At 68.4% G+C, this 25,827-nt stretch carries 21 protein-coding genes, 1 tRNA gene and 1 pseudogene; 5 read left to right on the forward strand and 18 right to left on the reverse strand.

Going from position 1 to position 25,827, the window contains the following annotated elements; translation table 11 throughout:
* Positions 1 to 646: 646 nt before the first annotated feature.
* From ACGLYG10_RS00375 to ACGLYG10_RS00420, 10 genes are all read right to left on the reverse strand, one after another.
* Positions 647 to 1,075, reverse strand: coding sequence for a nuclear transport factor 2 family protein (locus ACGLYG10_RS00375; RefSeq protein WP_073327019.1), 429 nt, complete (start codon positions 1,073 to 1,075; stop codon positions 647 to 649).
* Positions 1,076 to 1,138: 63 nt separating this feature from the next.
* Complete coding sequence (locus ACGLYG10_RS16765) at positions 1,139 to 1,705, reverse strand: DapH/DapD/GlmU-related protein (RefSeq protein WP_073327020.1); 567 nt, start codon at positions 1,703 to 1,705, stop codon at positions 1,139 to 1,141.
* A gap of 14 nt (positions 1,706 to 1,719) precedes the next feature.
* A complete protein-coding gene (locus ACGLYG10_RS00385; RefSeq protein ID WP_073327022.1) occupies positions 1,720 to 2,478 on the reverse strand; it encodes an NAD(P)H-binding protein in 759 nt (252 codons plus the stop codon).
* Between the two features lie 203 nt (positions 2,479 to 2,681).
* Entirely contained in the window at positions 2,682 to 3,548 is an 867-nt protein-coding gene (gene prmC / locus ACGLYG10_RS00390; RefSeq protein ID WP_073327024.1) for a peptide chain release factor N(5)-glutamine methyltransferase, read from the reverse strand.
* A complete protein-coding gene (gene prfA / locus ACGLYG10_RS00395) occupies positions 3,545 to 4,639 on the reverse strand; it encodes a peptide chain release factor 1 (protein WP_073327025.1) in 1,095 nt (364 codons plus the stop codon). Before prfA ends, prmC begins: the two co-directional genes overlap by 4 nt.
* Before the next feature lie 139 nt (positions 4,640 to 4,778).
* Positions 4,779 to 4,991 (reverse strand): 50S ribosomal protein L31, encoded by a 213-nt coding sequence (rpmE, locus tag ACGLYG10_RS00400; protein ID WP_073327027.1) that lies wholly within the window; start codon positions 4,989 to 4,991, stop codon positions 4,779 to 4,781.
* Positions 4,992 to 5,219: 228 nt separating this feature from the next.
* Positions 5,220 to 7,283: a transcription termination factor Rho gene (gene rho, locus ACGLYG10_RS00405; protein ID WP_073327028.1), complete on the reverse strand. Its 2,064-nt coding sequence runs from the start codon at positions 7,281 to 7,283 to the stop codon at positions 5,220 to 5,222.
* 263 nt (positions 7,284 to 7,546) lie between these two features.
* Complete coding sequence (gene thrB / locus ACGLYG10_RS00410) at positions 7,547 to 8,458, reverse strand: homoserine kinase (RefSeq protein WP_073327029.1); 912 nt, start codon at positions 8,456 to 8,458, stop codon at positions 7,547 to 7,549.
* 7 nt (positions 8,459 to 8,465) lie between these two features.
* Positions 8,466 to 9,761, reverse strand: a complete 1,296-nt coding sequence (locus tag ACGLYG10_RS00415) for a homoserine dehydrogenase (protein ID WP_073327749.1) — start codon at positions 9,759 to 9,761, stop codon at positions 8,466 to 8,468.
* Between the two features lie 265 nt (positions 9,762 to 10,026).
* Positions 10,027 to 10,293, reverse strand: coding sequence for a hypothetical protein (locus tag ACGLYG10_RS00420; RefSeq protein ID WP_073327030.1), 267 nt, complete (start codon positions 10,291 to 10,293; stop codon positions 10,027 to 10,029).
* Between the two features lie 169 nt (positions 10,294 to 10,462).
* On the opposite strand from ACGLYG10_RS00420, the gene ACGLYG10_RS00425 reads away from it, so the two are divergent.
* Positions 10,463 to 10,819 (forward strand): type II toxin-antitoxin system Phd/YefM family antitoxin, encoded by a 357-nt coding sequence (locus tag ACGLYG10_RS00425; protein ID WP_083565236.1) that lies wholly within the window; start codon positions 10,463 to 10,465, stop codon positions 10,817 to 10,819.
* Entirely contained in the window at positions 10,816 to 11,217 is a 402-nt protein-coding gene (locus tag ACGLYG10_RS00430) for a PIN domain-containing protein (RefSeq protein WP_073327031.1), read from the forward strand. Before ACGLYG10_RS00425 ends, ACGLYG10_RS00430 begins: the two co-directional genes overlap by 4 nt.
* On the opposite strand, the gene lysA is transcribed toward ACGLYG10_RS00430, so the two are convergent.
* Both lysA and argS read right to left on the reverse strand, forming a co-directional pair.
* Complete coding sequence (gene lysA / locus ACGLYG10_RS00435) at positions 11,214 to 12,674, reverse strand: diaminopimelate decarboxylase (RefSeq protein ID WP_073327033.1); 1,461 nt, start codon at positions 12,672 to 12,674, stop codon at positions 11,214 to 11,216. The two genes, ACGLYG10_RS00430 and lysA, sit on opposite strands and share 4 nt — an antisense overlap.
* The gene (argS, locus tag ACGLYG10_RS00440) at positions 12,674 to 14,350 is read right to left on the reverse strand and encodes an arginine--tRNA ligase (protein ID WP_170866416.1); all 1,677 of its coding nucleotides are present in this window, start codon (positions 14,348 to 14,350) and stop codon (positions 12,674 to 12,676) included. Before argS ends, lysA begins: the two co-directional genes overlap by 1 nt.
* 243 nt (positions 14,351 to 14,593) lie before the next feature.
* Here argS and ACGLYG10_RS00445 point away from each other — a divergent pair, with 243 nt between their 5' ends.
* Positions 14,594 to 15,943, forward strand: coding sequence for an Nramp family divalent metal transporter (locus ACGLYG10_RS00445; protein WP_073327752.1), 1,350 nt, complete (start codon positions 14,594 to 14,596; stop codon positions 15,941 to 15,943).
* Positions 15,944 to 15,959: 16 nt separating this feature from the next.
* Here the strand turns inward: ACGLYG10_RS00445 and ACGLYG10_RS00450 are convergent, their stop codons facing one another.
* The 5 genes from ACGLYG10_RS00450 to ACGLYG10_RS00470 all read right to left on the reverse strand — a co-directional run bounded on the left by ACGLYG10_RS00450 (position 15,960) and on the right by ACGLYG10_RS00470 (position 22,200).
* A complete protein-coding gene (locus ACGLYG10_RS00450) occupies positions 15,960 to 16,739 on the reverse strand; it encodes a sulfite exporter TauE/SafE family protein (RefSeq protein ID WP_073327035.1) in 780 nt (259 codons plus the stop codon).
* Complete coding sequence (locus tag ACGLYG10_RS00455) at positions 16,736 to 17,980, reverse strand: anaerobic sulfatase maturase (RefSeq protein ID WP_073327754.1); 1,245 nt, start codon at positions 17,978 to 17,980, stop codon at positions 16,736 to 16,738. Before ACGLYG10_RS00455 ends, ACGLYG10_RS00450 begins: the two co-directional genes overlap by 4 nt.
* Positions 17,981 to 18,040: 60 nt before the next feature.
* The gene (locus ACGLYG10_RS00460) at positions 18,041 to 19,552 is read right to left on the reverse strand and encodes a sulfatase family protein (RefSeq protein WP_083565238.1); all 1,512 of its coding nucleotides are present in this window, start codon (positions 19,550 to 19,552) and stop codon (positions 18,041 to 18,043) included.
* An 87-nt stretch (positions 19,553 to 19,639) separates the two neighbouring features.
* Entirely contained in the window at positions 19,640 to 20,749 is a 1,110-nt protein-coding gene (locus tag ACGLYG10_RS00465) for a LacI family DNA-binding transcriptional regulator (RefSeq protein ID WP_139240673.1), read from the reverse strand.
* Complete coding sequence (locus ACGLYG10_RS00470) at positions 20,746 to 22,200, reverse strand: MFS transporter (protein WP_073327040.1); 1,455 nt, start codon at positions 22,198 to 22,200, stop codon at positions 20,746 to 20,748. The genes ACGLYG10_RS00465 and ACGLYG10_RS00470 overlap by 4 nt, the downstream gene beginning before the upstream one ends.
* Positions 22,201 to 22,542: 342 nt before the next feature.
* Between ACGLYG10_RS00470 and ACGLYG10_RS00475 the strand changes: the two genes are divergently transcribed.
* Positions 22,543 to 22,615: transfer RNA gene (locus tag ACGLYG10_RS00475), tRNA-Arg, on the forward strand.
* Positions 22,616 to 23,334: 719 nt separating this feature from the next.
* Positions 23,335 to 23,433 (forward strand): annotated as a pseudogene (locus ACGLYG10_RS16920) (transposase-like zinc-binding domain-containing protein); the annotation flags it as partial.
* Positions 23,434 to 24,041: 608 nt separating this feature from the next.
* Here the strand turns inward: ACGLYG10_RS16920 and ACGLYG10_RS00485 are convergent.
* Positions 24,042 to 25,805 carry a carboxylesterase/lipase family protein gene (locus tag ACGLYG10_RS00485; protein ID WP_073327043.1) on the reverse strand — a complete coding sequence of 588 codons (1,764 nt, stop codon included), beginning with the start codon at positions 25,803 to 25,805 and terminating at the stop codon, positions 24,042 to 24,044.
* Positions 25,806 to 25,827 lie beyond the last annotated feature (22 nt).

The following is a 25,827-nucleotide window of genomic DNA, read 5'->3' on the forward strand; positions in this document are numbered from 1 at the left end:
GGACCGATGGTGAGGCCATCTGCTACGCCACTTCGGGGTTAACAACGCCTGTTAACGGTCTGCTGAAGGGCTCCGAGGTATACAGCAGAGCGTTAAGTAGCGTTGTTAACGCCCAACCGGCGTAGCTGACAGCCCCTTCCTTTCTTCGGGTAAGGAGGGATGGCGGGCCAACGTGTGGGTGGGATGCTGAGCTGTCTGCCCGCGGGCGTGCTGGCAGCAACCGACTTGCCGTCGGCCCGCATATCGCTGTGGATGGTGGCCCAGAGTGTCACCAGTCGGGACAAACGAGCCTTAACACCCGCCGGGGGTGATCCGGCACCCGCATGATTCCAACGTTTCGCTCACGGCCGCCGGCACCGCCGGACTCGTTTGTCCCGAATCATGACAATCACCCCCTTGGTGGCTCTCGGGCTTGGTCAAGTTTCTTGGCGTGTTTCGGTGACGGATAGTCAGGCAGTATCTCGCCCCACCGCGCACACCCCCCATACCGGAAGAACCGGTAATCCCGGCCTGGCACAGACCACCAAGCGAGCAGTCTTGAGTATCAGGACACCGGCACCGTCATCCGTTGAGCAAAGCGACGGCTGAGCCCGCCCTCGAAATCGGGGGGCGGGCTCAGCCGTAGCCGCATCGCGAGTAGTGCGCGTCAGTTGTCGCTCGTCTGAGAGATCACGAAGTGCTGCTCACGGCGGCTGATGCGCCAGACGCCGTCACGCAGAACCAGGGTGTCGATGTAGCGGATCGAATGGGATAGGAGCACGTCCTTGCCGTCCTGCTCCTGGACGAGCAGGGCCTGCCCGTAGTGGACGTCGGTGGCGGTGTCGCCGTCGATCGTGATGACCTGCTGGCCGTTGATGTGGAAGGAGGTCTTAACGGCGGCCATGGCGGCTCCGAAGAGCTCGACCAGCTGGTCGGCACCGTCGAACTCCATCATCTTCGAGCCGTCGGCGTTGTACACCTCGACGTGCGTGTCCGGGGTGAACAGCTTGGACTGCTCGGCGACGTCGATCTCCAGGTTGGAGAAGCGGTCGATGACCTCGCGGATGGCGTCCTTGTGCTCGAGTTCGGTGGGCATGAGTGTTCTCACTTTCTCAGGGTGGTTCGGGTTGAGGCTGCGCGGCATGGGTCGACCGCTCGGCTACTTCTCGCGGATCACTCGCGCCGGCACACCGGCGACGACGCTGCGGGGCGGGACGTCCTTGGTGACCACGGCTCCGCCGGCGATGACGGCGTCGTCGCCCACGGTGACTCCGGGCATGATCGAGGCACCCGCACCGATCCACACGCGCCGCCCAATGTCGATGGGGTGGCAGTTGAGGATGGTGACGTCGTCGAGCCGGTGGTTGTCGGTGACGGCGGTGACGTTGGGCCCGATGAAGGTGCCCTCGCCGATGCTGATCCCGCCGATCGACATGGCCGTGAAGCTGTGGTTGATCAGCACATTCGGGGCGATGTGCATCCGCTTGCCGAAGTCGATCTGCATGGGGTGAATGAGCCGGATCGAAGGGTCCAGCGGCCCGTCCAGCCCCAGCAGGTCGCCCCACATTCCGGGCAGCGCCGGGTCGGAGGGGCGGGTGAGGTTGATGTCGAACATGAGTTCGCGGCAGCGGGCGAACTCGACTCGCACGATGTCGGTGTACTCCTGCTCGAACAGGTCTACGTCGTCGCCGTCGCGCAGGCGGTCCCAGATGTCCTTATGCGGCATTCCGGGCCCTGCCGTCACTTGCCGAACCGGGCGACGTCATCCTGCACGCGCTGCGGCTCGCTGGCCAGCGGCACGTTGTTGGTGTCCAGCACGCCGTCGAGTGCGCCGGCCTCGTCGGCACGCGTCGCGGCGAACAGGGCCTCGAAGTCGGTGACGGGCGCGCCGGCCTTGCTGAATACCTCCACGGTGCGGCGCGCGCCGGAGGGGTTGAGGGCGCCCTCCAGGAGCACCTGGGCGATGTGGCGCCGGTCGACTCCGGGCTGCCCGGTGACCAGGTCGCCCTGGCGCAGGTCGATCTGCCGGTCGGCGGGACCCTGGTAGTCGAACCAGCCGGGGCGCACGATGGTGTAGGGGTGGCCGGAAGCGCGCACGAGCCGCTCGGCGCGACGCTTCCACTCCACGAACTCGTAACCGCTGGCGCCGGCACGGGCGGAGTGGGAGGCGTTCATGGTGGTCATGAGGCTGATGTGGGTCGGGCCGTCGCCCAGGGCGTCGACCACGGCGCGGACCACGTCGTAGAAGGTCGCGCCGCCCTTGCCGTCGTTGTCCGTGCCGTGGGTGAGCACGACGGCGTCGACGTCCTGCAGCAGCGGGCGCAGTGCCTCCGCATCGGTGGCGGCCGCCTCGACGATCTCGGCGCCGTCGGCCAGGGAGCGGCGGGCGCGGGCGGCATTACGGGTGACGGCCCGGACCTCCAGACCGCGCTGCAACGCCTCGTCGACGACGACGCGTCCGACCTGTCCGGTGGCTCCAATGGCGAGGATAGTGGTCATGGGGTGCTCTTTTCTGCACTTGCGGTTCGGGCCGGGTGAGCCCCGGCGACGTGGTGTTGCCGGCCAGGGTGCCCGTCGCGAAGCGGGTCCTGCCTGTCGGCGCACAGAACCATGCCGCGATCCAACCGGGGCTTCCAGGTCCCAGGAAACGGGGTCTGGCAGGACTCCCCTCGACCGAGCCGCCACGCTTGCAGCCGGTCACCCTACCGTACCGCCCGCAGGAAGCGGCCCCGCCCGGTCAGGTCCGCTCCGGTGGTGGCTTTAGCGAATCCGGCCTCCCGGGAGGCGGCCCGCAACGGCGCGGCCTGGCTGGGGTCGTGCTCCATGACCAGAACGCCGCCGGGGCGCAGCAAGGCCCTGGCCCGGGTGACGACGGCGCGCGGCACGCGCAAACCGTCCACTCCCCCGCCGTACAGGGCCAGGTCCGGGTCATGCCGCTCGGTCTCCAGATCCTCCACCGCTCCCGCGGGCACGTACGGCGGGTTGGCAACCACCACATCTACGTTCCCGTCCAGTTCTGCGAGCACGGCCGGGTCGGTGGCATCACCGCGGATCACCTTCACCCGGCCCGGCATCAGGCGTTCACAGTTCTCGCGCGCCAGTGCGACGGCGACGCCGTCCTCCTCCACCGCCCACACGCGGGCGGTGGGAACCTCCGCGGCGACCGCAACGGCGATGGCGCCCGAGCCGGTGCACAGGTCGACGACCACGGGGGCGCGTCCCTGTTCCGCCGCGACGGCGCGGGCGGCATCGACCGCCGCCCCGGCCACGACCTCCGTCTCGGGGCGGACGATGAACACGCCTGGTCGGCAGGTGAGCTCCAGCCCCCGGAACCACATCACGCCCAGGATGTGCTGCAGCGGCTCACGGGCGGCCCGGCGCTCCACCAATTCCGCGTATGCGGGGGCAAAGCCCTCCGGGGCGCCGTCGGCGAGCAGCACCGGGCAGCCCAGCAGGTGCTCGGCCAGTAGCCGGGCGTCGACGTCCGGCGAGGCGACCCCCGCCCGAGCCAGCGTCTGCCCCGCCTCGCGCACGAGGCGCCGCAGCGCGTAGCGGTCGAGTGCGGTCACGGTTGCTCGCCGGCGGCGGCCAGGCGCTCGGCCTCATCCATGGCGATGGCCGAGTCGATGACCGGGCCGAGGTCGCCGTCGAGCACGGCGTCGAGGTTGTAGGCCTTGTAGCCGGTGCGGTGGTCGGCGATGCGGTTCTCGGGGAAGTTGTAGGTGCGGATGCGTTCGGAGCGGTCGACCGTGCGGACCTGGGAGCGGCGCGTGGCCGCGGCCTCGGCGGCCTGGGCGGCGGCGCGTTCGGCGAGCAGCCGCGCCCGCAGCACGCGCAGGGCCGCCTCCTTGTTCTGCAACTGGGACTTCTCATTCTGCATGGACACTACGATCCCGGTGGGCAGGTGGGTGATGCGCACGGCGGAGTCGGTGGTGTTCACGGACTGCCCGCCGGGCCCGGAGGAGCGGAACACGTCGATGCGCAGGTCGGCGGGGTCGATCTCCAGCTCGCCTGGGTCGTCGACCTCCGGCATCACCAGCACACCGGCTGCGGAGGTGTGGATGCGCCCCTGGCTCTCGGTGACGGGTACGCGCTGGACCCGGTGCACTCCCGCCTCGTACTTCAGGTGCGCCCACACGCCGTCGGCCGGCTCGACGGCTCCCTTCGCCTTGATGGCCAGGCGCACGTCCTTGTAGCCGCCGAGCTCGGAGTCGGTGGCGTCCATGACCTCCACGGCCCAGCCCATGCGTTCGGCGTAGCGGGTGTACATGCGGGCCAGGTCGGAGGCGAACAGGGCGGATTCCTCCCCGCCCTCTCCGGCCTTGACCTCAATGATGACGTCGCGGGCGTCGTCGGGGTCGTGCGGGGCCAGCACCTCACGCAGGTGAGCGGCGGCGTCCTGCTCGGCCTGACGCAGGGCGGGCAGCTCGGCCGCGAAGTCGGCATCGTCACGCGCCAGCTCGACGGCATCGGCCAGGTCCGCGGCGGCGGCACTCCAGGCCCGGTGTGCTTCCACGATGCGTCCGAGCTCGGCGTAGCGGCGCCCGAGGCGACGCAGGGCACCGGGGTCGGAGGCGACGGCGGGATCTGCCATTTGCCGCTCAATGTCGGCATGCTCCTGCAACAGGGGCGCGACGGCGGAGAAGTCCTCGGCGCTCACGACTCACCTTTCTCCGCCTGGCGCGGGCGGACGGGATACAACGGCGACAGATTACGACCTTGGGGTACGTTCCACGCGCATTGTGCGGTCGTGGAGCGTACCCCAAGGTCGAGTCGCCGAAGCGAAAAAGCTTGTGCGCTTACTTCTTGCGCTTGCCGTAGCGGGCCTCGAAGCGGGCCACGCGACCACCGGTGTCGAGGATCTTCTGCTTACCGGTGTAGAAGGGGTGGCATTCCGAGCACACGTCCACGCGGATCTCACCGGAGGCGACGGTGGAGCGGGTCTCGAAGGTGTTGCCGCAGGTGCACGTGACCTTGGTGGGCACGTATTCGGGGTGGATACCCTGCTTCATGTTTCTCCTTAAGGATTCTGAGGGTCCCGGGTCCCACACGGGCGCGCGGGTGAACCGGAGGCCAGTCGGATATTGTGCCAGCCCGCCCGGCCGGTCACAACGTCGTGCCGTGGTGAGGCGCAGCACGCCGCCGCCGGCGGGGCGCTGCCGCCACCGTGAACACTGCGCGCCGGAAACCACGCCGCCCGCCCGGAAGTCCCGGGCGGGCGGCGTGGCTCAGACGAACGGTCAGACGAGCTTGGAGTCGTCGTCGGCGTCGGCCAGGGAGGTGCCCTGCGGGGTCGTCTTGGAGATGACCATGAGGAACTCCGCGTTGGACTGGGTCTCCTTGAGCTTGCCGAGCACCAGCTCCAGGGCCTGCTGCTGCTCCAGGCCGGAGAAGAGGCGCCGCAGCCGCCACATGATCTTCAACTGGGCGGGGTCGATGAGCAGCTCCTCACGGCGCGTGGAGGAGGCGGCGACGTCGACGGCGGGGAAGACGCGCCGCTCGGCCAGCTGCCGCGACAGGCGCAACTCCATGTTGCCGGTGCCCTTGAACTCCTCGAAGATGACCTCGTCCATCTTGGAGCCAGTCTCCACCAGGGCGGTGGCCAGGATCGTCAGGCTGCCGCCGTTCTCAATGTTGCGGGCGGCACCGAAGAAGCGCTTGGGCGGATACAGGGCGCTGGCGTCCACACCACCGGACAGGATGCGGCCGGAGGCGGGCGCGGCCAGGTTGTAAGCGCGACCCAGGCGGGTGATGGAGTCGAGCAGCACCACCACGTCCTGTCCCAGCTCAACCAGCCGCTTGGCGCGCTCGATTGCGAGCTCGGCGACGGTAGTGTGGTCGGAGGCGGGCCGGTCGAAGGTAGAGGCTATGACCTCTCCCTTGACCGTGCGCTGCATGTCGGTGACCTCCTCGGGGCGTTCGTCAACGAGCACCACCATCAGGTGCGCCTCGGGGTTGTTCACGGAGATCGCGTTGGCGATCTGCTGCAGGATGATCGTCTTACCGGCCTTGGGCGGGGAGACGATCAGTCCACGCTGGCCCTTGCCGATGGGGGCGACCAGGTCGATGATGCGCGGGGTGAGTGCCTTGGGCGTGGTTTCCAGGCGCAGCTGCTCCTGCGGGTACAGGGGGGTGAGCTTGGTGAACTCGGGACGACGCTTGGCGCGCTCCGGATCCATGCCGTTGACGGTCTCCACCGACACCAGCGGCTTGTACTTAAGCCGGTTTGTGCGGTTCTGACGACGACCGCGCCCGGAGCCGGGGTTGGGGCCGGAGGCATCACCGTTCTCGCGCACCCAGCCGGTGATGGCGTCGCCTGCGCGCAGACCGTTGTCCTTGATCTGTTGGGCGTTGACGTACACGTCCTTCGGTCCGGGCAGGTAGCCGGAGGTACGCAGGTAGGCGTGCTGGTGGTCGGCCATGTCGAGGATGCCGGCTACCGGCAGCAGGACCTCCTCCTCGCGGGCCTGTTGCTGGCCCCGGGAGTCCTGGTTGCCGTCAAAGTCCCGGCCGTCACGATCGCGGCGCTTGCGGCCCCGACGCCGACGTCCACCGCGGTTATCCTCTTCGACCTGGGCCTCCCAGTCGTTGCCGCCGCGACGACGACGCTCGCCGAGTTCGACGGCGGGGTTGCCGGTGGCGTCGGCCAAGTCGCGCATCAGGGCGGCCTTGGCGTCGGCGTGATCCTCGGCGGCATCCTCGTTGCCGTTGCGGCGCTCGGGGGCGCCGGAGGGGGCCTGGGCGCGGCGCCGGGGGCGACGGGGGCCATCGTGTCCCTCGTGCGCCTGGGGTTCGCGGCGGGCCGGGCGGCCGCCCCGGCTGGGCTCCGCGGCGGGTTCAGGGGCCTGCGAGCGCTCGGGAAGGTCTAGTACCAGGGGGACCTCCGCTGTGGAGGACACGTCCTGGGGGGCGCCGGCAGCGGCGGTTACGCGGCGGCGGGAACGGCCGCGGGCAGCGCGCTCGCCGGCCTGCGGCGCGGGCGATTCAGTGTCCGCCTGTGCGGCGGGTGCTGGCGCCGCCGACGCGGTGACGGCGGCATCGGCGCTCGTCTCCGGAGCGGAGGCGGCGGTCTTGCGGGCGGCCCGACCGCGGCTCCGGATGGGAGTAGTGGGTTCGATCGGCTCGGTCTGTTGCGCCGTCGGGGTGGCGGCGGAGTTGCCGGACTGGTGTTCGCGGATGGCGGCGATGAGTTCGCTCTTCCGCATGCGTGAGGTGCCCTTTAGCCCCATGGTTGAGGCGAGCTGCTGAAGCTCGGCCAGCCGCATGGTGGACAGCGGAGGGCGGGCGCTGGAAATCTCGGTCACGAGTGTCCTTAACGGTGTGAGCATCCGCCAGGTAAGGCAGATGTATCTGGGACTGTCCCGGAATATCACGGGATGAAGTCGTGCACCAATGAGGTCCATGGCAGGGCCTGCGGCCTCAGCCTGGTGCGCATACGGCGTGCCGCTTCGTTTCGGCTTACCGTCGGTGCAAACACTAGCAGACCTTGCGCGTGGTTCGACTCGCCACGCGATGCACAGGGAGTGTGAATCCTCTCCCCTTTGCTAGATGACATTACTGGGTGACATCAGCGCAGCGGCCCAACCAGCTGCGCGCCGTCCAGGTCAATGCCGGGGCGCAGCACCATCCACCCGTGCCGCTCCAGGGTGAAGCGGGTCTGCTGGGATAGGTCCGCCAGCACGAGCACCGTGGGGCCGGCGCCGGATATGACCGCCGGGTAGCCCTGCTCGCGCAGTGAGTCCATGACGGCCATGGAGGCGGGCAGGACGCCGCGCCGGTACTCCTGGTGAAGGCGGTCCTCGGTCCCGGCCATCAGCAGGTCCGGTCGGCCCGCGAGCGCCAGCATGAGGATGGCGGCGCGGGAGGTGTTGAACAGGGCGTCGGCGCGCGGCACCGAGTCGGGCAGGACCTTGCGCGCCTCCTCGGTGCTGAGCCGCGTCGTCGACGGCGGCACGAGCAGGCTGACCGCCAGGCTCGCGTCCACGGGCATGGGTGCGGCACGCGGGGTTCCGTCCGTCTCGATCCAGGCGACGGTGGCTCCGCCGAATACGGCGGGGGCGACGTTGTCGGGGTGCCCCTCGAAGCCGGTGGCGATCCGGAAGATCTCCTCATCGGGCAGTGCGTCCGGGTCTGACAGTAGGCCGCGGGCGAGCATCAGGCCGGCTACGGCAGCGCTCGCCGAGGAGCCCATACCGCCGCCGTGGGGGATGCGGTTGATGCAGCGCATCTCGAAACCGGCCTGCGGCGCGCCGGCGGCGTCCAGGCCGGCGCGCAGGGCGCGCACCACCAGGTTGGAGTCGTCGGTGGGGACGACTCCCTCCCCCACGCCTTCGACAGCGACGTTGGTGGGGCCCACAACGGGGCGAACCTCGACCTCGTCGTAGTAGGTGAAGGCCATGCCGAAGGAGTCGAAGCCGGGGCCCATATTCGCGGTAGTTGCGGGCACGCGCACCGCTGCGCGTTCGTTGGCCAGTCTCATTGCGGCGTCACAGCCCCTCGACGCGGCGGGTGGAAACGACCTCGGCGACGCGTTCCTGCGCCCGCAGCCCGTCCACGGCCGCCTCCAGCCGGGACACGGGGGCGGCGTGAGTGACGATGGTGACCAGCGCCAACTCGTCGCCGACGTCCACGTAGCTGGCCTGCCGCACGGAGTTGATGGACACGTCGTGATCGCCGAAGACCTGGGCGACGGCGGCCAGTGAGCCGGGTGCGTCGGCCACCCGGAGCTGTATCTGGTAGCGGGTCAGGGCCTGCTCCGGGGCGAGGATGGGCAGGTCGGCGTAGCTGGACTCGCGGGGCGCCTGCCCGCCGTTGACGCGGTGGGCGGCGGCGGCGACGACGTCGGAGAGTACGGCGGAGGCGGTGGGGGCCCCGCCGGCTCCCTGCCCGTAGAACATCAGGCGGCCGGCGGCCTCGGCGTCCACCAGGACCGCGTTGAAGCCGCCGTGGACGCTGGCCAGCGGGTGGTCGGCCGGGACCAGGGCGGGATGTACGCGCACGGAGATGCCCTCTACGCCGTCGGGCTCGCTGCTGACCCGCTGGGCGATGGCCAGGAGCTTGAGCTCGCAGCCGGAGGCGTGAGCCTCGCGGATGTCGTCGGCGGTGATGGAGCGGATACCCTCGACCTCGACGTCGTCCATTCCCACTCGGGTGTGGAAGGCGAGGGAGGCGATGATGGCGGCCTTGGCGGCGGCGTCGAGACCGTCGACGTCGGCGGTGGGGTCGGCCTCGGCGTAGCCGAGTTCCTGGGCGGCGGCCAGGGCGGCGTCGAATGACAGACCCTTGGTGCTCATCTCGTCCAGGATGTAGTTGGTGGTGCCGTTGACGATGCCGAGCACACTGGTGACGCGGTCACCGGCCATGGACTCGCGCAGGGCGTAGACCACCGGGATGGCGCCGGCGACGGCGGCCTCGTAGTAGAAGTCGGTGTTGGCGGCTGCGGCCGCCGCGTACAGCTCGGGGCCGTGGGCGGCGATGAGTGCCTTGTTTCCGGTGATGACGCTGGCCCCGGATTCGAAGGCCGCCAGGATGAGGGTGCGGGCCGGCTCGATGCCGCCGATGAGTTCGATGACGATGTCGTTGGAGGTGGCGACGGACTCGGCGTCGTCGGTGAGCAGCTGGCGCGGGACCGCCTCGTCGCGGGGGGCATCGACATCGCGCACGGCCACGCCGGTGATCTCCAAGCGGGCACCGGAGCGGGCGGCGAAGTCGTCGGCCTGTTCCAGCAGCAGGCGGATCACCTGGGTGCCGACGGTGCCGGATCCGAGGACTCCGACGCGCAGTGTGGGGCGGTCGGCCGCACCGGCGGCGCGCCTGGCCGGCTGCGCAGGTCTTGCTACCCGGCCTGGGCGGAGCGCGGCCGACGGTGGGGCGTCCTGGGGTGCCTGCTGATTCAAGGGAACCACCTCGCGAATGTGTGCGGGCTCGCCGGGCGGACGAGCGTGACTCGGCACAGCATAGGCGGCGCCATCGAGCAGGCGCCGCCGCCTCTCACATCCGCACCGAGGTCGGTCGACAGTTACATGCCGAGATCAGTCAGGGTGGGCATCAGCGCAGACCATGCAGCACCTTGGCGCTGAGGACACCCCAGCCGGCCAGCGCCGACAGGCTCAGCGCGAGCCCCGAGGCGTTGTACAGGGACGGGGTGACGGCGACGGCTAGCAGCAGGCCGACCAGCATGCAGGTCAGCAGCGCCCAGACAACCAGCATGCCGTCGCTTCCCCGCCCGACGGTGCCGCGGCGCTGCCCCATCGGCTCGTCATGGCGTCCCCACGCCGGGGGCGGGGTCTCCAGGGAAGAACGCATCGTGTCCATATCCCGACAGTAAGGAAGATCTCATCCGCGCAGTACATCCCCGGGGTGGAATCACAGCTCCCATCCCTCCTCCTCAAGGAGTAGGGGCCTTCCCCTATGACTCGGTGCGCACGGCACCCCGCCGAGCAGACTCTTGTAGAGCATGTAGAACATTTGGGATAATCCAGTCATGAACGCTCAACCCGTGGGCAGCCCGCATGGCACCCCGGCGCAGTCCTCCGGCTCCGGCCCCGCCGTCGCTGCCAGCAACCGCACCGTCAGCCTGCGCGAACTCAACCAGCGCTCCGGACGCATCGTCGCCGACGTCGTCTCATCCGGTCGCCCCGTCACCATCACCGACCGGGGCCGCCCGGTCGTCCGCCTGATGCCGATCGAACCCGAGGAGACACCCTACGAGCGTCTGCTGCGCGAAGGACTCATCCACGAAGCCACACACGAGCGAACCGGCCCGCTGCCCAGTATCAATGTTCCAAACGGCGCTCAGCTGTACGCCGACTTCATGGCTGAACGAGAGGAAGAACGGTGATCTACCTTGATACCTCCGCCGTGCTCCTAGTGCTCCTGGCCCAACCCGGTCATGAGGCGGTCTCCGCTCACCTCGCTGCTACGGAAGACAGGCTGCTCTCCTCGGCATTACTAGAACTCGAGGTATTCAGGGCGTTGCGCCGGGAGAAGCATGCACTGGCCGTTGCTGACACGGCACTGCGGATGATTGGGCTATGCGCAATCAATGACGCCGTGATAGACCGAGCCAAGGCACTGACCAGCGAGCTCAAGTCGCTGGATGCGATTCACCTGGCCACAGCCCTCATCCTGCATGACCCGCGCGACCCGGTGACGGTCCTCACTCATGACGCGCGCCTGGCCAAAGCCGCCCGCGCACAAGGGCTCCGCGCACTCGACCCGGCAGAACCGTCGGCCTAGTCCCCCTCCAGGGCGAGCAGGTCGGCAATGGTCTCCGGGCGCAGCACCCAGCCCTGCCGGCCGTCCTCAACCCAGGCGACGCCGGGCCGGGTGAACAGGTTGTAGTTGGAGGCCATGGAGCGCCCGTAGGCGCCGGTCGCCGGCACCGCAAGAACATCGCCGACGGCCAGGTCTGCGGGCAGGTCCACGTCGCGCACGACCACGTCTCCGCTCTCACAGTGCTTGCCGACCACGCGAGCACGCACCAGTCCTGCCTCCGGGTCGGGGCGCCGGTTGGCCACCAGGGCCGTATAGGCGGCGTCGTACAGGGCGGGGCGGATGTTGTCGCTCATGCCGCCGTCCACGCTCACATACAGGCGGGCGGCCCCCTCCCCCAGCTGGACGCGCTTGAGCCCGGTCACCGTGTACAGGGTGACCATGGCCGGCCCGGCGATTGAGCGGCCGGGCTCAACCGACACGTGCGGCACGGCGTCCCCGAGTTCGGTGCACGTCAAGTGGACCGCCTCGGCCAGGGCGCGGGCGACCTCGGCGGGTGAGGGCGCGACCGGGTCGGCGCCGGTGTAGGCGATGCCGTAGCCGCCGCCCAGGTCCACCTCCTCGCACAGCACCCCGGTGGCCGCGGCGATCTGGTGGCGCAGGCGCAGCACGACGCCGACCGCCTCCCGGAATCCGGCCAGGTCGAAGATCTGGGAGCCGATGTGGGAGTGCAGCCCGTGCAGGGTCAGCTCCGGGGCGGCGACGACGGCGCGGGCGGCGTCCAGCGCCGCGCCCGTGGCCACGGAGATGCCGAACTTCTGGTCCTCGTGGGCGGTGGAGATGTACTCGTGCCCGCCGGCGTGGATGCCGGTGGTCAAGCGCAGCATGACCGAGCCGGTCTCCGCGGGGGCATAGTGGCCGGTCTCGCGCAGTTCGCGCACGGCGGCGGCCGCCAACTCGATCTCCTCGGCCGAGTCCAGAACCAGGTGCCCCACCCGGTGGGCGAGGGCGGTACGGATCTCGGTGCGGGTCTTGCCGTTGCCGTGCAGGCCCAGTCGGCCGGCGCGCAAGGTGGCCTCCTCGCCGTCGAGAGCGGCGAGCGCGGCCACGCCCACGGCCAGCTCACCGGCGGAGGCGGTGTCGATGCCCATGCCCTCCGCCAAGACGGTGCGGGCCACGCGGGTCGTCAGGAAGGCCTTGCCGGCGTAGTAGGCCTCGCCGCCGACCATGCCGTAGCCGGACCAGAACTCCTCCGCCATGGCGGCGGCCCAGGTGGCGGCGCGGCCGCGCAGGTCGGCCTCGTCCAGGACGAACACGGGGGTGGGGGCGTCGGCGAGTATCTCCCCCACGCTGCGGCCGCCGATCTCCAGGGCGCCGTCGGCGCCGCGGCGGGCGGTCGACGGCCACAGGTCGGGGCGCGCCTCGGGCTCGGGGGCGGCCAGGGTGCCGAGAGGGGCCTCGCCCGCGGGTACGGCGCCCATCACATGCGCTCCGGGGCGGTCACGCCCAGCAGGCCGAGGCCGTTGGCGATGACCTGCCCGACGGCGTCGTTGACCCACAGACGGGCGACGTGCCCGGCGTCGACCGGATCGTCGCCGCGCGGGGTGACGCGGGTGGCGCCGTACCAGGTGTGGTAGGCGGCGGCGAGCGTCTCCAGGTAGCGGGCCACGCGGTGCTGCTCGCGCAGGGCGGCGGCCTGGGCGACGATGGCCGGATACTGGGCGAGCACACCCAGCAGCTGAGAGTCGTGGGGGGTGTCCAGCTGGGCGGGGTCGAAGCCGGCGTCGCGGCTCACGCCCCGCTCGGCGGCGTTGCGCGCCACGGAGCGGATGCGGGCGTGGGCGTACTGGACGTAGTAGACGGGGTTGTCGTTGGAGGTGGAGGCCAGCAGATTCAAGTCGATATCGATCATGGAGTCCATGGAGGAGCGGGCCAGCGCGTAGCGGGCCGCGTCCACGCCGACGGCGTCGACCAGGTCCTCCAGCGTGACCACGGTGCCGGCGCGCTTGGACATGCGCACCGGCTGCCCGTCGCGCACCAGGTTGACCAGCTGACCGATGATGATCTGCATGTTGACGCCGGGCTCGTCGCCGTAGGCGGCGCACATGGCCATCATGCGGCCGATGTAGCCGTGGTGGTCGGCGCCGAGCAGGTAGATGGCGCAGTCGGCGCCGCGGGCGCGCTTGTCCAGGTAGTAGGCGACGTCGGCGGCGAAGTAGGCGGGATCGCCGTCGGACTTGATCAGGACGCGGTCCTTGTCGTCGCCGAAGTCGGTGGTGCGCAGCCAGGTGGCGCCGTCGGCCTCGAAGATGACACCGCGCTCACGCAGGCGGCCGATGGCGCGCTCGACGGCGCCGGAGGTGTGCAGGGAGTCCTCGTGGAAGAAGACGTCGAAGTCGGTACGGAAGTCGTGCAGTTCGGCCTTCACGGCGGCGAACATCAGGTCGACGCCGCGGGCCCGGAAGACCTCGGTGGCCTCGACGTCGGGCAGGGTGGCGGGGTCGGGACGGCCGGCGCCGGCCTCGTCCGCGGTTACCCGGGCGGCGATCTCACCGATGTAGGAGCCGCCGTAGCCGTCCTCGGGGGTCTCCTGGCCGCGGGCGGCGGCGAGCAGGGAGCGGGCGAAGCGGTCGATCTGGGTGCCGTGGTCGTTGAAGTAGTACTCGCGGGTGACCTCGGCACCGCAGGCGGTCATGATGCGGGCCAGGGAGTCGCCGACGGCGGCCCAACGGGCTCCGCCCAGGTGCACCGGGCCGGTGGGGTTGGCGGAGACGTACTCGAGGTTGATGTGCTGGCCGGCCAGGGAGTCGTTGGTGCCGTAGGCGGTGCCGGCGGTGACGATGGTGCGGGCGAGCTCGCCGGCGCTGGCGGCGTCCAGGCGGATGTTGAGGAAGCCGGGTCCGGCGACCTCGGCGGAGGCCACGCCGTCCAGGGCGCCTACGCGCTCGGCCAGCAACTGGGCCAGGGCGCGCGGGTTGGTGCCGGCCTTCTTGGCCAGCTGCATGGCGACGTTGGTGGCCCAGTCGCCGTGCTCGCGGGAGCGGGGGCGCTCGACCTTGGGGACCGGCACCTCGTCCACGGGCAGGGCGAGGCTGCCGTCAGTGACGGCGGCGATGAGGACGTTGCGGATCGCTTCGGCGAGCTCTTCTGGGGTCACGCGCGCCAGCGTACCGGCACCGCCCCAACGCGCCGAAACCGGCATAAGCAACGCACCGAGATCGGTGGAACTCACGCGCCCAGATCGGTGGACGTTACGTGCCGAGGTCGGTCGATATGGGTCCGTCATACGCCCGGCGCACGAACAGGGCCGCAAAGGAGTAGAGTTTCGGGTATCCGAAACCATGTGAGGAGGCCGACCGTGCCCGATCCCGGCAACGCCACCGACGCCGTCGACGCCATCGTGCGCAGGCACGAGCCGAAGCCGAACCCGCCACGCCATCGGCTGCTGGCGCTGCTCGGCCCGGCCTTCGTCGCTGCGGTCGCCTACGTGGACCCCGGCAACGTGGCTGCCAACATCACCGCCGGCGCCCGCTACGGCTACACGCTCGTGTGGGTACTGGTACTGGCCAACGCCATGGCGGTGCTGATCCAGTACCAGAGCGCCAAGCTCGGCATCGTCACCGGCCGCTCGCTGCCGCAGGTGCTCGGGGACCGCCTCGGCCGTGGCACCCGCCTGGCCTACTGGGCGCAGGCGGAGCTGGTCGCCGCCGCCACCGACCTGGCCGAGGTGATCGGGGGCGCCGTCGCCCTGCACCTGCTGTTCAATATCCCGCTGCTGACCGGCGGCGTGATTATCGGCGCCGTGTCCATGCTGCTGCTGGCACTGCAGGAGCGCCGCAGTCAGCGCACCTTTGAGGGAGCGGTGGTCGCGCTCCTGGTGGTGGTGACGATCGGCTTCATGGGCGGGCTGTTCATCTCACCACCCGACTGGGGCGAGACCTTCGCCGGCCTGATTCCCCGACTGAGGGGATCCGGCAGCCTGCTGGTGGCCGCCTCCATGCTCGGCGCCACCGTCATGCCGCACGCCATCTACCTGCACTCCTCCCTGGTGCGCGACCACCACGAAGAACTCGGGGAGGGCCATGCCGACCGGCTGGCAGCCGATCGCACCGCCACGCCGATTCCCGACAACGACTCGGCCGCCGCTCCCGACATCTCCCCCGCCGCCGACGCCGTCCCCTCCGGGCAGGAGCGCACCGGCCGCCTGATCCGCGCCACCCGGGTGGACGTGATCTGGGCGCTGGCGCTGGCGGGCGCCGTCAATATCGCGCTGCTGCTGCTGGCCGCCGCGGCCCTGTCCGGGGCCAGCGGCACCGACACGATCGAAGGGGCACACGCTGCCATCACCGCCTCACTGGGGCCGGTCGTCGGCGTCGTGTTCGCAATCGGGCTGCTCGCCTCCGGGTTGGCGTCGACGTCGGTGGGCGCCTACGCCGGCAGCGAGATCATGGCCGGACTGCTGCACATCCGCGTACCGCTGCTGGCACGCCGCGCGGTCACCCTCGTGCCCGCGCTGATCATCATCGCCGTCGGGGCGGAGCCGACCTGGGCACTCGTGCTCAGCCAGGTGGTGTTGTCCTTCGGGATCCCGCTCGCGATCGTGCCGCTCATGCGGGCCACGGGTTCGGAGCAGCTCATGGGGCGGTGGCGAGACGGTGTGGTCCTGCGCTGGACGTCCCGCGCGGCCGCAGGACTCATCATCGTGCTCAACCTCGCGCTGGTCGTACTGACATTGACCGGCAACGGCTGAGGTAGAGGTCCCGATATCAGGTCATGAACCCGCTCAGCGTGGAAACAGCGACGACAATCGAGACCACCAGGAGCAGTGCCCCGAATACCGATGTCAGTACCCACGGTTTTGCACCTGTCGAAAGGGGACCGCCTAGCAGACCGCCGACCATGCTGGATGCCGCGAAGGCCAGTGTCAGGCCCCAGTCGATCTGGATTCCGGTACCGACGCGTGCTAACAAGCCACTTAGAGAGGTGATCACCATGATCAGCAGGGAGGTGCCGGCAGCGCGGCGCATATCCAGTTCCAGAACGAGCACTAGCATCGGCACGACGACGAAGCCTCCCCCGACGCCGAGGAAGCCGGTGAGGAAGCCGGCGCATAGGGCCGCCGCAATTACCGTCGCCGGTCCGCGTCCAGCCCCTGGTGCGTTAGCCGGAGCGGGCGACTCGCGCCGCGCTCGCCATCCTTTCCGCAACATGACAGTGCCGGCGGCGGCCAGCAGTGCCGAGAACAGTGCCATCAATACCCCGGCGGGCACGAGCACCGAGGCTCTCGAGCCCAGCACCGATCCGATCACACTGACCACGGCGAACAGCGCTCCCCGCCGCCACTGCACCCCACCGCTCCTGGCATGGTGGGGCAGACTCACCGCCGCCGTTGTCCCTACGACCACCAGGGAGGATGCTGCCGCGGTGTGCGCGTCCTGTCCGAGCAGGTAGACGAACACCGGAACCGACAGGATTCCTCCGCCCGCGCCGAGGGCTCCGACCACGAGTCCGACCCCGATTCCGACCGCCAATGCGAGCACGATCATGGCTCGGCTCCGAGCACCCGAGCGGCCGGAATCCCCTGCCTGACGGCGTCGGCCATGCGTAGGACCCCGGGCGCCGCATGGGTGAAGAACGCGTAGTAGCCGGCGCACAGGTGGTTCTGGCCCGACTCACCGTCCGCGGTGGTATCGAAACGGTCCTTGGGACAGCCGCCGTTGCATGCCCACCGCACCGGGCACTGCCTGCACTGACGCGGCAGCAGGGTGCGCTTGTCGGCTCCGAATCGTCTTTGCTCGGGCGAGTTGAGCATCTGCGTGAACTCTGAGGACAGGACGCTGCCCAGGCGGTAGCCCGGTTCGACGAAGTGGTCACAACTGTAGACATCGCCATTGTGTTCGATCGCCAGGGCGGTTCCGCATTCAGGTGCGTGCGCGCACAACGAGTAGCGACCCAGGGCTGCGCCCACCATGACCTCAATGTGCTGGATGAACACCCGACCGACATCGTGAGCCAGCCATTCGTCATAGATGGCACAGAGGAATTCCCCCCAGGCGCGGGGCGGAACGGAACGCGAAGTCGTGCCTGCGCCCTCCTGTCGGTACAGGACACGCCTTCCTTCCGGATCGCGCCATCCCGCCTCGGCCACATCCTCCTCGCCGGCTGAAACCCGCTCGACGATGGGGATGAACTGGATGAAGTTTGCGCCCAGCCCGTCGCGCAGGTGACGGTATACGCGCAGCGGTTGCGCGGCGTTGGCCGCGTTGACGGTGCACAGGATGTTGGTCTCGACGCCGTGCTCCTGGAGCAGCCGTAGGCCTCGCACGACCTGCCGATAGGTACCCCTTCCCGCCTTGTTCACCCGATAGGCGTCGTGCAGGTCCTCTGGACCGTCTATGGAGACACCGACCAGGAAACGATTCTCCGCCAGGAAACGCGCCCACCGGGCATCTATCAGTGTTGCATTCGTCTGGATCGAATGGCGCACGGACTGCCGCGGACGTTTGAGCTCGGTGGCGATCTCGACGGCGCGGCGGAAGAAGTCGAGGCCCCGCATGGTGGGTTCACCGCCCTGCCAGGCAATCTCGACCTCGCCGTCGGGCTGGGCGGCCAGATAACGCTGTAGGAAGCGGCGCAGAACCGGCTCGCTCATGCGTTGCCCACTGGGGTCCCACAGAGCTTCCTTGGACAGGAAGAAGCAGTATGAGCAGTCGAGGTTGCAGGCGGCTCCCGTGGGCTTGGCCACCAGGTGGAACGGTCTGCGGCGCAGGCTGGGGGAAGGATTCATGGGCATCGGCGGGCGGCCACATGTTTAGAACCGCCCGCCGCTCCTCTCATGCGGTCGGTGTCAGGACGTGGCCTCGAGATTGGCCACGTACTTCTCGATGAGGGCCATCACCTCGTGATCGTACGGGGCCCACTCGGGGTGCGGGGTGCCGGGCCCGGCGTAGGGCTCGTCCCGGTAGTAGGTCTGCATCTGCGCCAGCTTCGCCTCAAGCTCAGCCTTGATGCCGCCATAGGCGGGGTCGTCGGCGACGTTATTGAGCTCGGCGGGATCGACAGTGAGGTCGTACAGCTCCCACTCGGGGTCGTAGAGCTTGTCCGAGGATCCCGGCACTCCCAATCCGGCGCCGTAGTAGTAGATGAGCTTGTATTCCGCGGTGCGGATCCCGTAGTGGCCCGGTGCGTGGTGGATGGGATCGTCGTGCTCCCAATAGCGGTAGTAGACGGCGTCGGGCCAGTCCTCGACCTGCTGTCCGCGCAGGAGCGGCAGGAAACTGCGTCCCTGGCTCGTGGGCAGGACTTCGGCCGCATCCAGGCCGCAGACGTCCAGGAAGGTGGCGGCGAAGTCGACGTTGGTGATGATCGCCTCGCAGGTCGATCCCGCCTCGATGACGGAGGGCCAGCGAATGAGCATGGGCATCTGCAAGGACTCGTCGAACATTAGGCGCTTGTCGAACCAGCCGTGGTCGCCGAGGAAGAAGCCCTGGTCGGAGGTGTAGACAACCATGGTGTTGTCTCCCAGCCCGTTGGCATCTAGGTAGTCGAGCAGCCGGCCGACATTGTCGTCAATGGACTGCACGACCTGGAGATAGTCGCGCATGTAACGCTGGTACTTCCAGCGCATGCGCTCGGTACGACGTTCGGGACCGCGCAACTCTTCGGGAACCGGTTCTTTGAGGTCCTCTGCCGCCAGGTCGTCGGCGATGGTCATGTGGACGCCGCGGACCGCTTTAGAGCGGGTGGCGTGATCGTCGAAGAAGGTCTCGGGCTCCGGGATATCGAGGTCGGCATACAGGTCCTTGTGCTTGGTGTCCGGTATCCAGGGCCGATGGGGTGCCTTGTGGTGAACCATCATGACAAAGGGGCGGTCCTTGTCCCGCTGCTCGAGGAACTGCAGGGAAAGGTCGGTGACGATATCGGTGGCGTACCCGGGTACACGATGCCGGCCGGTCGCATCGATCATCTCGGGGTCGATGTACTCGCCCTGGCCGGGAAAAACCTTCCAGGCGTCGAAGCTGCGCGGGGCGGCCTGGGGGCTCTCCCCCAGGTGCCATTTGCCGAACATGGCGGTCTGGTATCCGGCCTCGTGCAGGGCGTCGATGAAGGTGGGCACCCGGTAGTCCATCTCCGTCCAGATGGACGAGCAGCCGTTGATATGGCTGTAGGTGCCGGTCAGGATGGTGGCGCGGGAGGGAGCGCATACCGAGTTGGTGCAGTAGACCCGATCCAGACGCATGCCCTCCTTGGCGATACGATCCATGTGAGGCGTGCGGTTGACGCGGCTGCCGTACGCGGAGATCGCGTGAGCGGCATGGTCATCAGACATGATGAAGATGATGTTGGTTCGTTCCGGCATGAGGATTCCTTTCATTGAAGCACGGCGTTGCGCGATTACGGACAAGGTCAGGAGGGGACGCCACAGCAGGAGTGGGCACGGACGCGGCTAGGCCAGGTGCTCGCCCCCTTCCAGGTGTGGGATAAGGCGAACCCGACGGTGAAGCGGGTCGGTGTGCATTTCCTCGATGATGGCCTCGGCACATTCACGACCCGCTTCAGCCAACGGCAGGCGGGAGTAAACCAGTTCTGGCCAAAGCGACGGCGAGAGCTGCCCCTGGGCGAGCCCGGCAACCGTGGTCCCAGGGCTGCGCTCGCGCACCGCCCAAACGGCTGCCTCCACATCGGCACCCCAGCTGCACAGCACTGCCGTGTGCTCCGGGTGGGTCGCCGACTCGGAGAGTCTCTGCGTGAGAGTCTTGGCGACGCTGGCCTGGTAACGGCGCACCGCTTCGGTGTCATGGGCATCCAAGTAGGCAAGAGTCACCGCGTCGACGCCGTTGTAGCAGATCTGGAGACTGAGCGCCGGATTCTCCGCTACAGCCCTGAGCAGTTCCGCTCCGCGTTCGCGTTCCGCCCGGGCATCCGCCGTCGGCCGCAAATGGATGAGGCGTCGGATGCCGCGGGCAGTCAGATACTCGATCACCTGCCTTACCCCGGCTGCGTAGTCGAAGTCGACGGTGGAGTACGGCTGTTCGGTTTGCCCCATTCCACAATCGAGCGCAACGAATGGCAACGAGTAGTGCGCCACGGCGTCGCGGACGAACCCGGAGGCGGAGGCCTCATCGTGTCCGACGAACACCAAGCCGTCGATGCGGCCGGATCGGTAGTCCTCGAGTGCTCCCGCCTCAACATTCTCCCCGCTGGGATCCAACAGCGTTAGGCCGACGGCGTGATCACGCAGGATCGGACGCATGCCCTCGATGACCGCGGCGTAGCGCGGCAATGTGAGCGGTTTGTCGAGCAGCACGCCAACCGTCCCCGATGTCTTGGACTGCAGGTTCCTCGCCCAGGAGTTGGGGACATAGCCGAGCTCCTTGGCGATTTTGCGGATCCTGGCACGAGTCTGCGGGGACAGCGCCAGTGTGGTGGAATCGTTCAGCGCGTAGGAGACTGTTGAAACGGAGACCTGCGCCCGTTGAGCAATGTCCTTTAGCGTGATGCGTCGGCGTGTCATCGTTGTGCTCCTGGTCGTTGCCGGAATGACGGCGGGGCTCAAGGATGCTTCTCCCCCACGGCGGGCCGCCCCGCCGCATCGGTCCGTGCCTGAAGAATCGCAGCATTCTCCTCAACGCGCCGCTTGCTGAGCGGATACACGAGCAGAATGAACAGACCGACGAGCACGTAGAGGATGCCGGGGACGAGGGTGGCGAACATGTAGATGCCGTTTACGGTGGATTCGCTCTGTTGCGTCGTATCGGCGTTGAATCCGACCCAGCCGAGCGCATAGCCGCCCAGGCCGCCGGCGATGGCCTGACTGAGTTTGCGGGCCCAGGTGTTGAGGGCGTAGACGGTGCCGTCATCGCGTTCACCGCTGCGCACCTCCTCATAGTCGATGACGTCGGTGACCATGGCCCAGACGAGCATGGTGTACAGCGCCGTGCCGAAGCCTGCGATCATCATCAGGGCGATGTACACCCACGGGTTATGGATGTGCATGAAGTACACGAGGACGTAGATGCCCCCGGCGACCAGCGCACCGGCCCCGATGATCTCCTTCTTGCCGATACGGCTGGCGAGCCCGGCGGCGAGCGGCGCCAGGGCGATGATGGGAATGTAGTTGACCAGGCCGCCGGGCCCGGAGAGTCTGCCGTCGTTGAAGTGGTAGAGCCAGATGTACGGCAGCATGGTGCTTGAGAGCATGGCCGCGAGGAAGAGGACAATGTTAGAGCCGATCAGGGACAGTAGCGCCCGATTGGAGAACAGGGAGATGATCAAACCCCCGAAACCGCGTCCTTCGGCTCCGTCCGTGCGCCCCTGCGGCTCGGGTTTGTGCACCCGCTCGGTTACCAGGCGATTGCAGACCAGGTAGCAGCAGACTGCTAGCACACCCACGCCGATGGCACCCCAGAAGAAGTTCTTCTGGACTACTTGGCTTACGCCTTCGATGGTGGTGTACAGGAACAGCGGCGGGATGAGGGTGACGATGATGCCGGCCAGGGTGGCGCCAAAGGAGCGGAACACGGATAGCTGCGCGCGTTCGTCGGGATCGGAGGTGATGACGGAGGCCATTGAGCCGTATGGGATGTTCACCGATGTATAGCAGACCGATCCCCACAGCAGATAGGTGACCGCAGCGTAGGTCATCTTGCCGCCGTAGGACCAGCCGGCGATGCCGAAGAAGTACATCAGTGAGCTCGCGACGGCGACGGGAACCGCCATGCGCCGGATCCAAGGGCGGAAGCGGCCTGTGGCGGAGGGACGCATCCGATCCAACAGGTGTCCCCAGCCGACGTCGGTGAAGGCGTCCAGCACCCGCGCGGCGAGGAACAGGGTGCCTACGTGCGCCGGATTCAGGCCAGCGACGTTGGTGTAGAAGACCATGAGGTAGGTGGTGGCGAAGAGAAAGGTGAAGTCGTTCCCCCAGTCGCCGAAGAGATAACCGATCTTGTCCCGGAGGCCGAAGGGCGGGACCGGGGCCTGAGCCGTTTGAGTGAGGTTCTGGGCCATGAGATTCCTGTTCTGCGGTGTTGCGTCGGTGCAAACCTGCCCGGCCGAGGCGCCGGTGCTCTCGGCGGGGGTACCCTCAAGGTACGAACATTCAACGGTCTGAACGAGAGGTTCAAACGTTTGAAGTAGGTGTTGGCCCGTTCGGCCTGCCGCCAACGCCGGAGCCCGCGCTGCCGGGGCCGACTGTTCGGGACGGTAGCGTTCCGGTGGCGACCGACCGAGCCACAGTCTTGCGGCATTGTCGGAGCTCCGCCGTGGATCATGCCCAGCTCCGGGATAGTCGGACGCCACAGCCTCTCGGTTTCCGTCTCGTGCCCGAACGCTGGTACAGTCACGCCCCGGGCCCCGGTAGCTCAGTGGATAGAGCGTCTGCCTCCGGAGCAGAAGGTCGCAGGTTCGAATCCTGTCCGGGGCACCGGCCCCGAGCCCCCGTCCGACCCCGAGTCGGCGGGGGCTTCGTCGATCCTGCGGGGCAGCAGGTCGTCAGCAGGGAAGTAATGGCGTGGGCGCGGGCTATTGGCGTGAACGTGGCGCTCTAGACCGGCGCGTCGTGGGCCGCCCGCCGCGGACCTGCCCCGTTTGGACCGCTTCTTTCTATTTGGACTGCCAACTGGTGGTCTGCGCGTCGACGATTCGTACGGAACGGCGACGGTTCGTCAGATGTGCTGACGGTTCGTATGTTAGAGGCAACGATTCGCCTTGAACGACGACGGTTCGTGCGTCTACCCCACGAACCGTCGTAAGAAAGTACGATTCGCCGACCAGAAGGTACGAACCGTCATCCCTGCCGATACGGACAGGTCGGAATATCAAAATCAGCGACAAGCGTGGTCGACACCCACAAGAGCCCATGCGGTAATGCAGTGCTTGCGCATTTCCGCCGCCTCGTCCACGAGCACCGAAATGTGTCAGAGGCCGCCGCTATGCTGGGCATGCCTTCTTCGGCACCTCCTCTCGGAACAAGCCATGTCCTTGGCCGAGAAGGTTAGGAGCCAGGAAGGAGGGAGTTATCGGCGTGAACTTGGTGTTTTAGATCGGGGTTTCGGCTGGTATGGTGCGGGGAAGTCGGGGTGATTATGGCCTGGGAGGTTAACCCGGGGCGGTGGTTGACTTTCGGGGGTAGATGTGCGGGCCGTGAGAACACGGTCCCTACGAGCAAGGCTCTGCCCGATCTGTCAGACCCCTATGAAGAAGCCCGGCCGCACCGCCGCAGGCACCCAACGGTGGAAGTGCACCACCCCGGTTGGACCGCCCACGCCCCGTTGGACCGCCCACGCCCCGTTGGACCGCTGTAACCGGCGGCTACGGCGGTCCAACCGGGGAACAGCGGTCCAACCGGGGAACAGCGGTCCAACAGACAGGCGCAACAGCCACACACCGCCACCCAACCGCGCACCGCCACCCAAGCACTTACACAACAGGACCTAGTGAGCCCGGGGGCGCCCGAACCACACACACGTTCGCGCCGACAACCCCGAAGAAGGCCTCTGGAAACGCAAAGGCTGGGCCGGACGAACCAGCTAGAACACCCCGACACGCCGGTCTAAAGCAACACGTTCGCGCCTATAACCCGCAAGGGCAAGGGAATGGCCCGGCAGGCGAGCGAAGTCTTCGAGGCTCTCGCTCATCTGATCCGGGCCATTGGTGTCCTTGTGGATGCCCTCGGCAGGTGGCTCAACTGATCCGCCTGCATCGGAGAGCCATCCGGATGCCGCCGGGTGACTCCCCTAAATTGTGCCCGCCGGCGCGCCTGGCCGGCAAGCCAAATAGGCACAAGACAGGTCGGGTTGTTACCAGTAGGGGCCGGGCTTCGGGGTTCCCCGCACGCTACTGCACTGCGATCAGCGGGCGCCGGCAGCGAGGTCGCGGTCGGTGTCGAAGATGACGCGGTCCTCCACCACGGTCAGCGCCCCGGAGCGGTTGTCGCCGAAGCGGCGACCAATACTCCGCCCCGTCCAAGGCTCCCAGCCGGGCTCACCGGTCTCGATGAAACGCACCCAGGCCGAGTGCATGGCGTCCGCGAGCGCCTGCGGCGGGGCCGCGCCGAGCGTGTGCTCGCAGTAGGGTTCGCTCAGGCAGTCGAAGGCGAAGGGAATCTCCATGCAGTGGGTCGCGAGCCCGGTCGGCCCGCAGCGGTAGCTGAACTCGTAGGCGTAGCTCCCGGCTGGACCGTCGACGGCACTCGTCGCCTTGCCCATGTCCTCACCGGCGTTGGTAGTGCCCGCGGCGGTGACACTCGTACCCGCGCCGGTGGCGCCCATGCCCGCCGCCTCGGCGTACTCGGCGCGGGCCAGGAACCAGCCCGCGAGCGGAATGTGGAAGGTGGCGTCGGAGATGAGGTTGCCGATCACCAGGTGTGGGGCGTCGGCGTGCTCGGGGTGGGCGGCGAGCAGTCGGTCGGCCATGGCCTCGCTCATGCCGCCGCCTATCAGCACCTCGCGCGGATCCCGGTCCGCCATGGCCTCGACATAGGCCAGGCCGGCGAAGGCGAAATCGTGTGTGGTTGAGCCCGCGAGGACCGGAACTTGCGCCCCGTCGCCTCGGCGCAGGACCTGCCGGATCGGGGCGGTGACAATCTCGCCGTCGACGGTCGGGCTGAACGGGATGCCGGTGTCGGGCTCGCCAATACCGGCCAGCACCCCGGCGACGGCCGCGACCGGGTCTGGACCGGCAGCGGTGGCCCCGCCGTCGTCGATATGCTCGCCGGTGCCGCTCACAGCGTTTTGCGCGGCGAAGACGGCGTCGTAGCTGCACGAGCGGTATCCGGCGAGGGTCGGCTCCACGCCAAGTGCGGCGGCCATGCGGGCGGCATTGTCGGCGTTGCGGGCGGCGGGCAGGTCCGGAACGGCACCGGATTCGGAGATGATGCCGTGGAACAGGCCCCGGGCGCGGGGCGCCGCCAGCAGCACCAGACAGTTGCCGCCGCCGGCGCTCTGTCCGCCGATCGTCACTCGGCCCGGGTCCCCGCCGAAGCGGGTGATGTTGTCGCGCACCCACTCCAGGGCCATGACCTGGTCCAGGACCGCCCGGTTGTAGGGGGCGTCGGAGTCGGGAATGTATCCGTAGCCGTCGAATCCGAGCCGGTAGGCGACCGACACGGTGACCACGCCGTCGCGGTTGAAGGCGGCGCCGTCATACCAGGGCGAGTTGTGGGAGCCGGAGGTCCAGCCGCCGCCGTGAATCCACACCAGCACCGGCAGCTGTGCATCCTCGTCGCCGGGCGCAGGCGTGAAGACATTGACGGTGAGGAAATCGTCTCCCGGCACGCTCGGCTCGGGGATGGCCGGGTCGGTGAAGATGGAGCCGCGCTGCGGCGTAGCGGCCGGGACGACTGCGGCACGTTCCTCGTCCCAGGGCTCCCGCCGTATCGGTGCCATGAAGCGCCGCTCCCCCACCGGCGCCTCGGCGTAAGGAATGCCGTAGAAGGCGGCCGAGCGCCGATAGCGGGCGTCCGGTCCGACGCGATCCGGGGCGGAGACGATGTCTCGCCATACACCGCGCACCGGCCCTGCGGTGGTGTTCACCCGCGGGCCGGCCTCACCGGTGGGGACGGCGATCGGGGTGGAGGCGACGTGTTGGACGGGCTGAGTGCGGGCGTCGGTCATGAGGCAATTGTCACCACGGCCG

It is taken from the genome of Actinomyces glycerinitolerans (assembly GCF_900098745.1).
Classification (GTDB): Bacteria; Actinomycetota; Actinomycetes; order Actinomycetales; family Actinomycetaceae; genus Actinomyces; species Actinomyces glycerinitolerans.

Bases quoted from the DNA above. Each gene is read 5' to 3' on its own strand.
- ACGLYG10_RS00375 (WP_073327019.1), bottom strand. From the start codon at position 1,075: ATGCCCACCGAACTCGAGCACAAGGACGCCATCCGCGAGGTCATCGAC.
- ACGLYG10_RS16765 (WP_073327020.1), bottom strand. From the start codon at position 1,705: ATGCCGCATAAGGACATCTGGGACCGCCTGCGCGACGGCGACGACGTA.
- ACGLYG10_RS00385 (WP_073327022.1), bottom strand. From the start codon at position 2,478: ATGACCACTATCCTCGCCATTGGAGCCACCGGACAGGTCGGACGCGTC.
- rpmE (WP_073327027.1), bottom strand. From the start codon at position 4,991: ATGAAGCAGGGTATCCACCCCGAATACGTGCCCACCAAGGTCACGTGC.
- thrB (WP_073327029.1), bottom strand. From the start codon at position 8,458: ATGAGACTGGCCAACGAACGCGCAGCGGTGCGCGTGCCCGCAACTACC.
- ACGLYG10_RS00420 (WP_073327030.1), bottom strand. From the start codon at position 10,293: ATGGACACGATGCGTTCTTCCCTGGAGACCCCGCCCCCGGCGTGGGGA.
- ACGLYG10_RS00425 (WP_083565236.1), top strand. From the start codon at position 10,463: ATGAACGCTCAACCCGTGGGCAGCCCGCATGGCACCCCGGCGCAGTCC.
- lysA (WP_073327033.1), bottom strand. From the start codon at position 12,674: ATGGGCGCCGTACCCGCGGGCGAGGCCCCTCTCGGCACCCTGGCCGCC.
- ACGLYG10_RS00450 (WP_073327035.1), bottom strand. From the start codon at position 16,739: ATGATCGTGCTCGCATTGGCGGTCGGAATCGGGGTCGGACTCGTGGTC.
- ACGLYG10_RS00455 (WP_073327754.1), bottom strand. From the start codon at position 17,980: ATGAATCCTTCCCCCAGCCTGCGCCGCAGACCGTTCCACCTGGTGGCC.
- ACGLYG10_RS00460 (WP_083565238.1), bottom strand. From the start codon at position 19,552: ATGCCGGAACGAACCAACATCATCTTCATCATGTCTGATGACCATGCC.
- ACGLYG10_RS00470 (WP_073327040.1), bottom strand. From the start codon at position 22,200: ATGGCCCAGAACCTCACTCAAACGGCTCAGGCCCCGGTCCCGCCCTTC.
- ACGLYG10_RS00485 (WP_073327043.1), bottom strand. From the start codon at position 25,805: ATGACCGACGCCCGCACTCAGCCCGTCCAACACGTCGCCTCCACCCCG.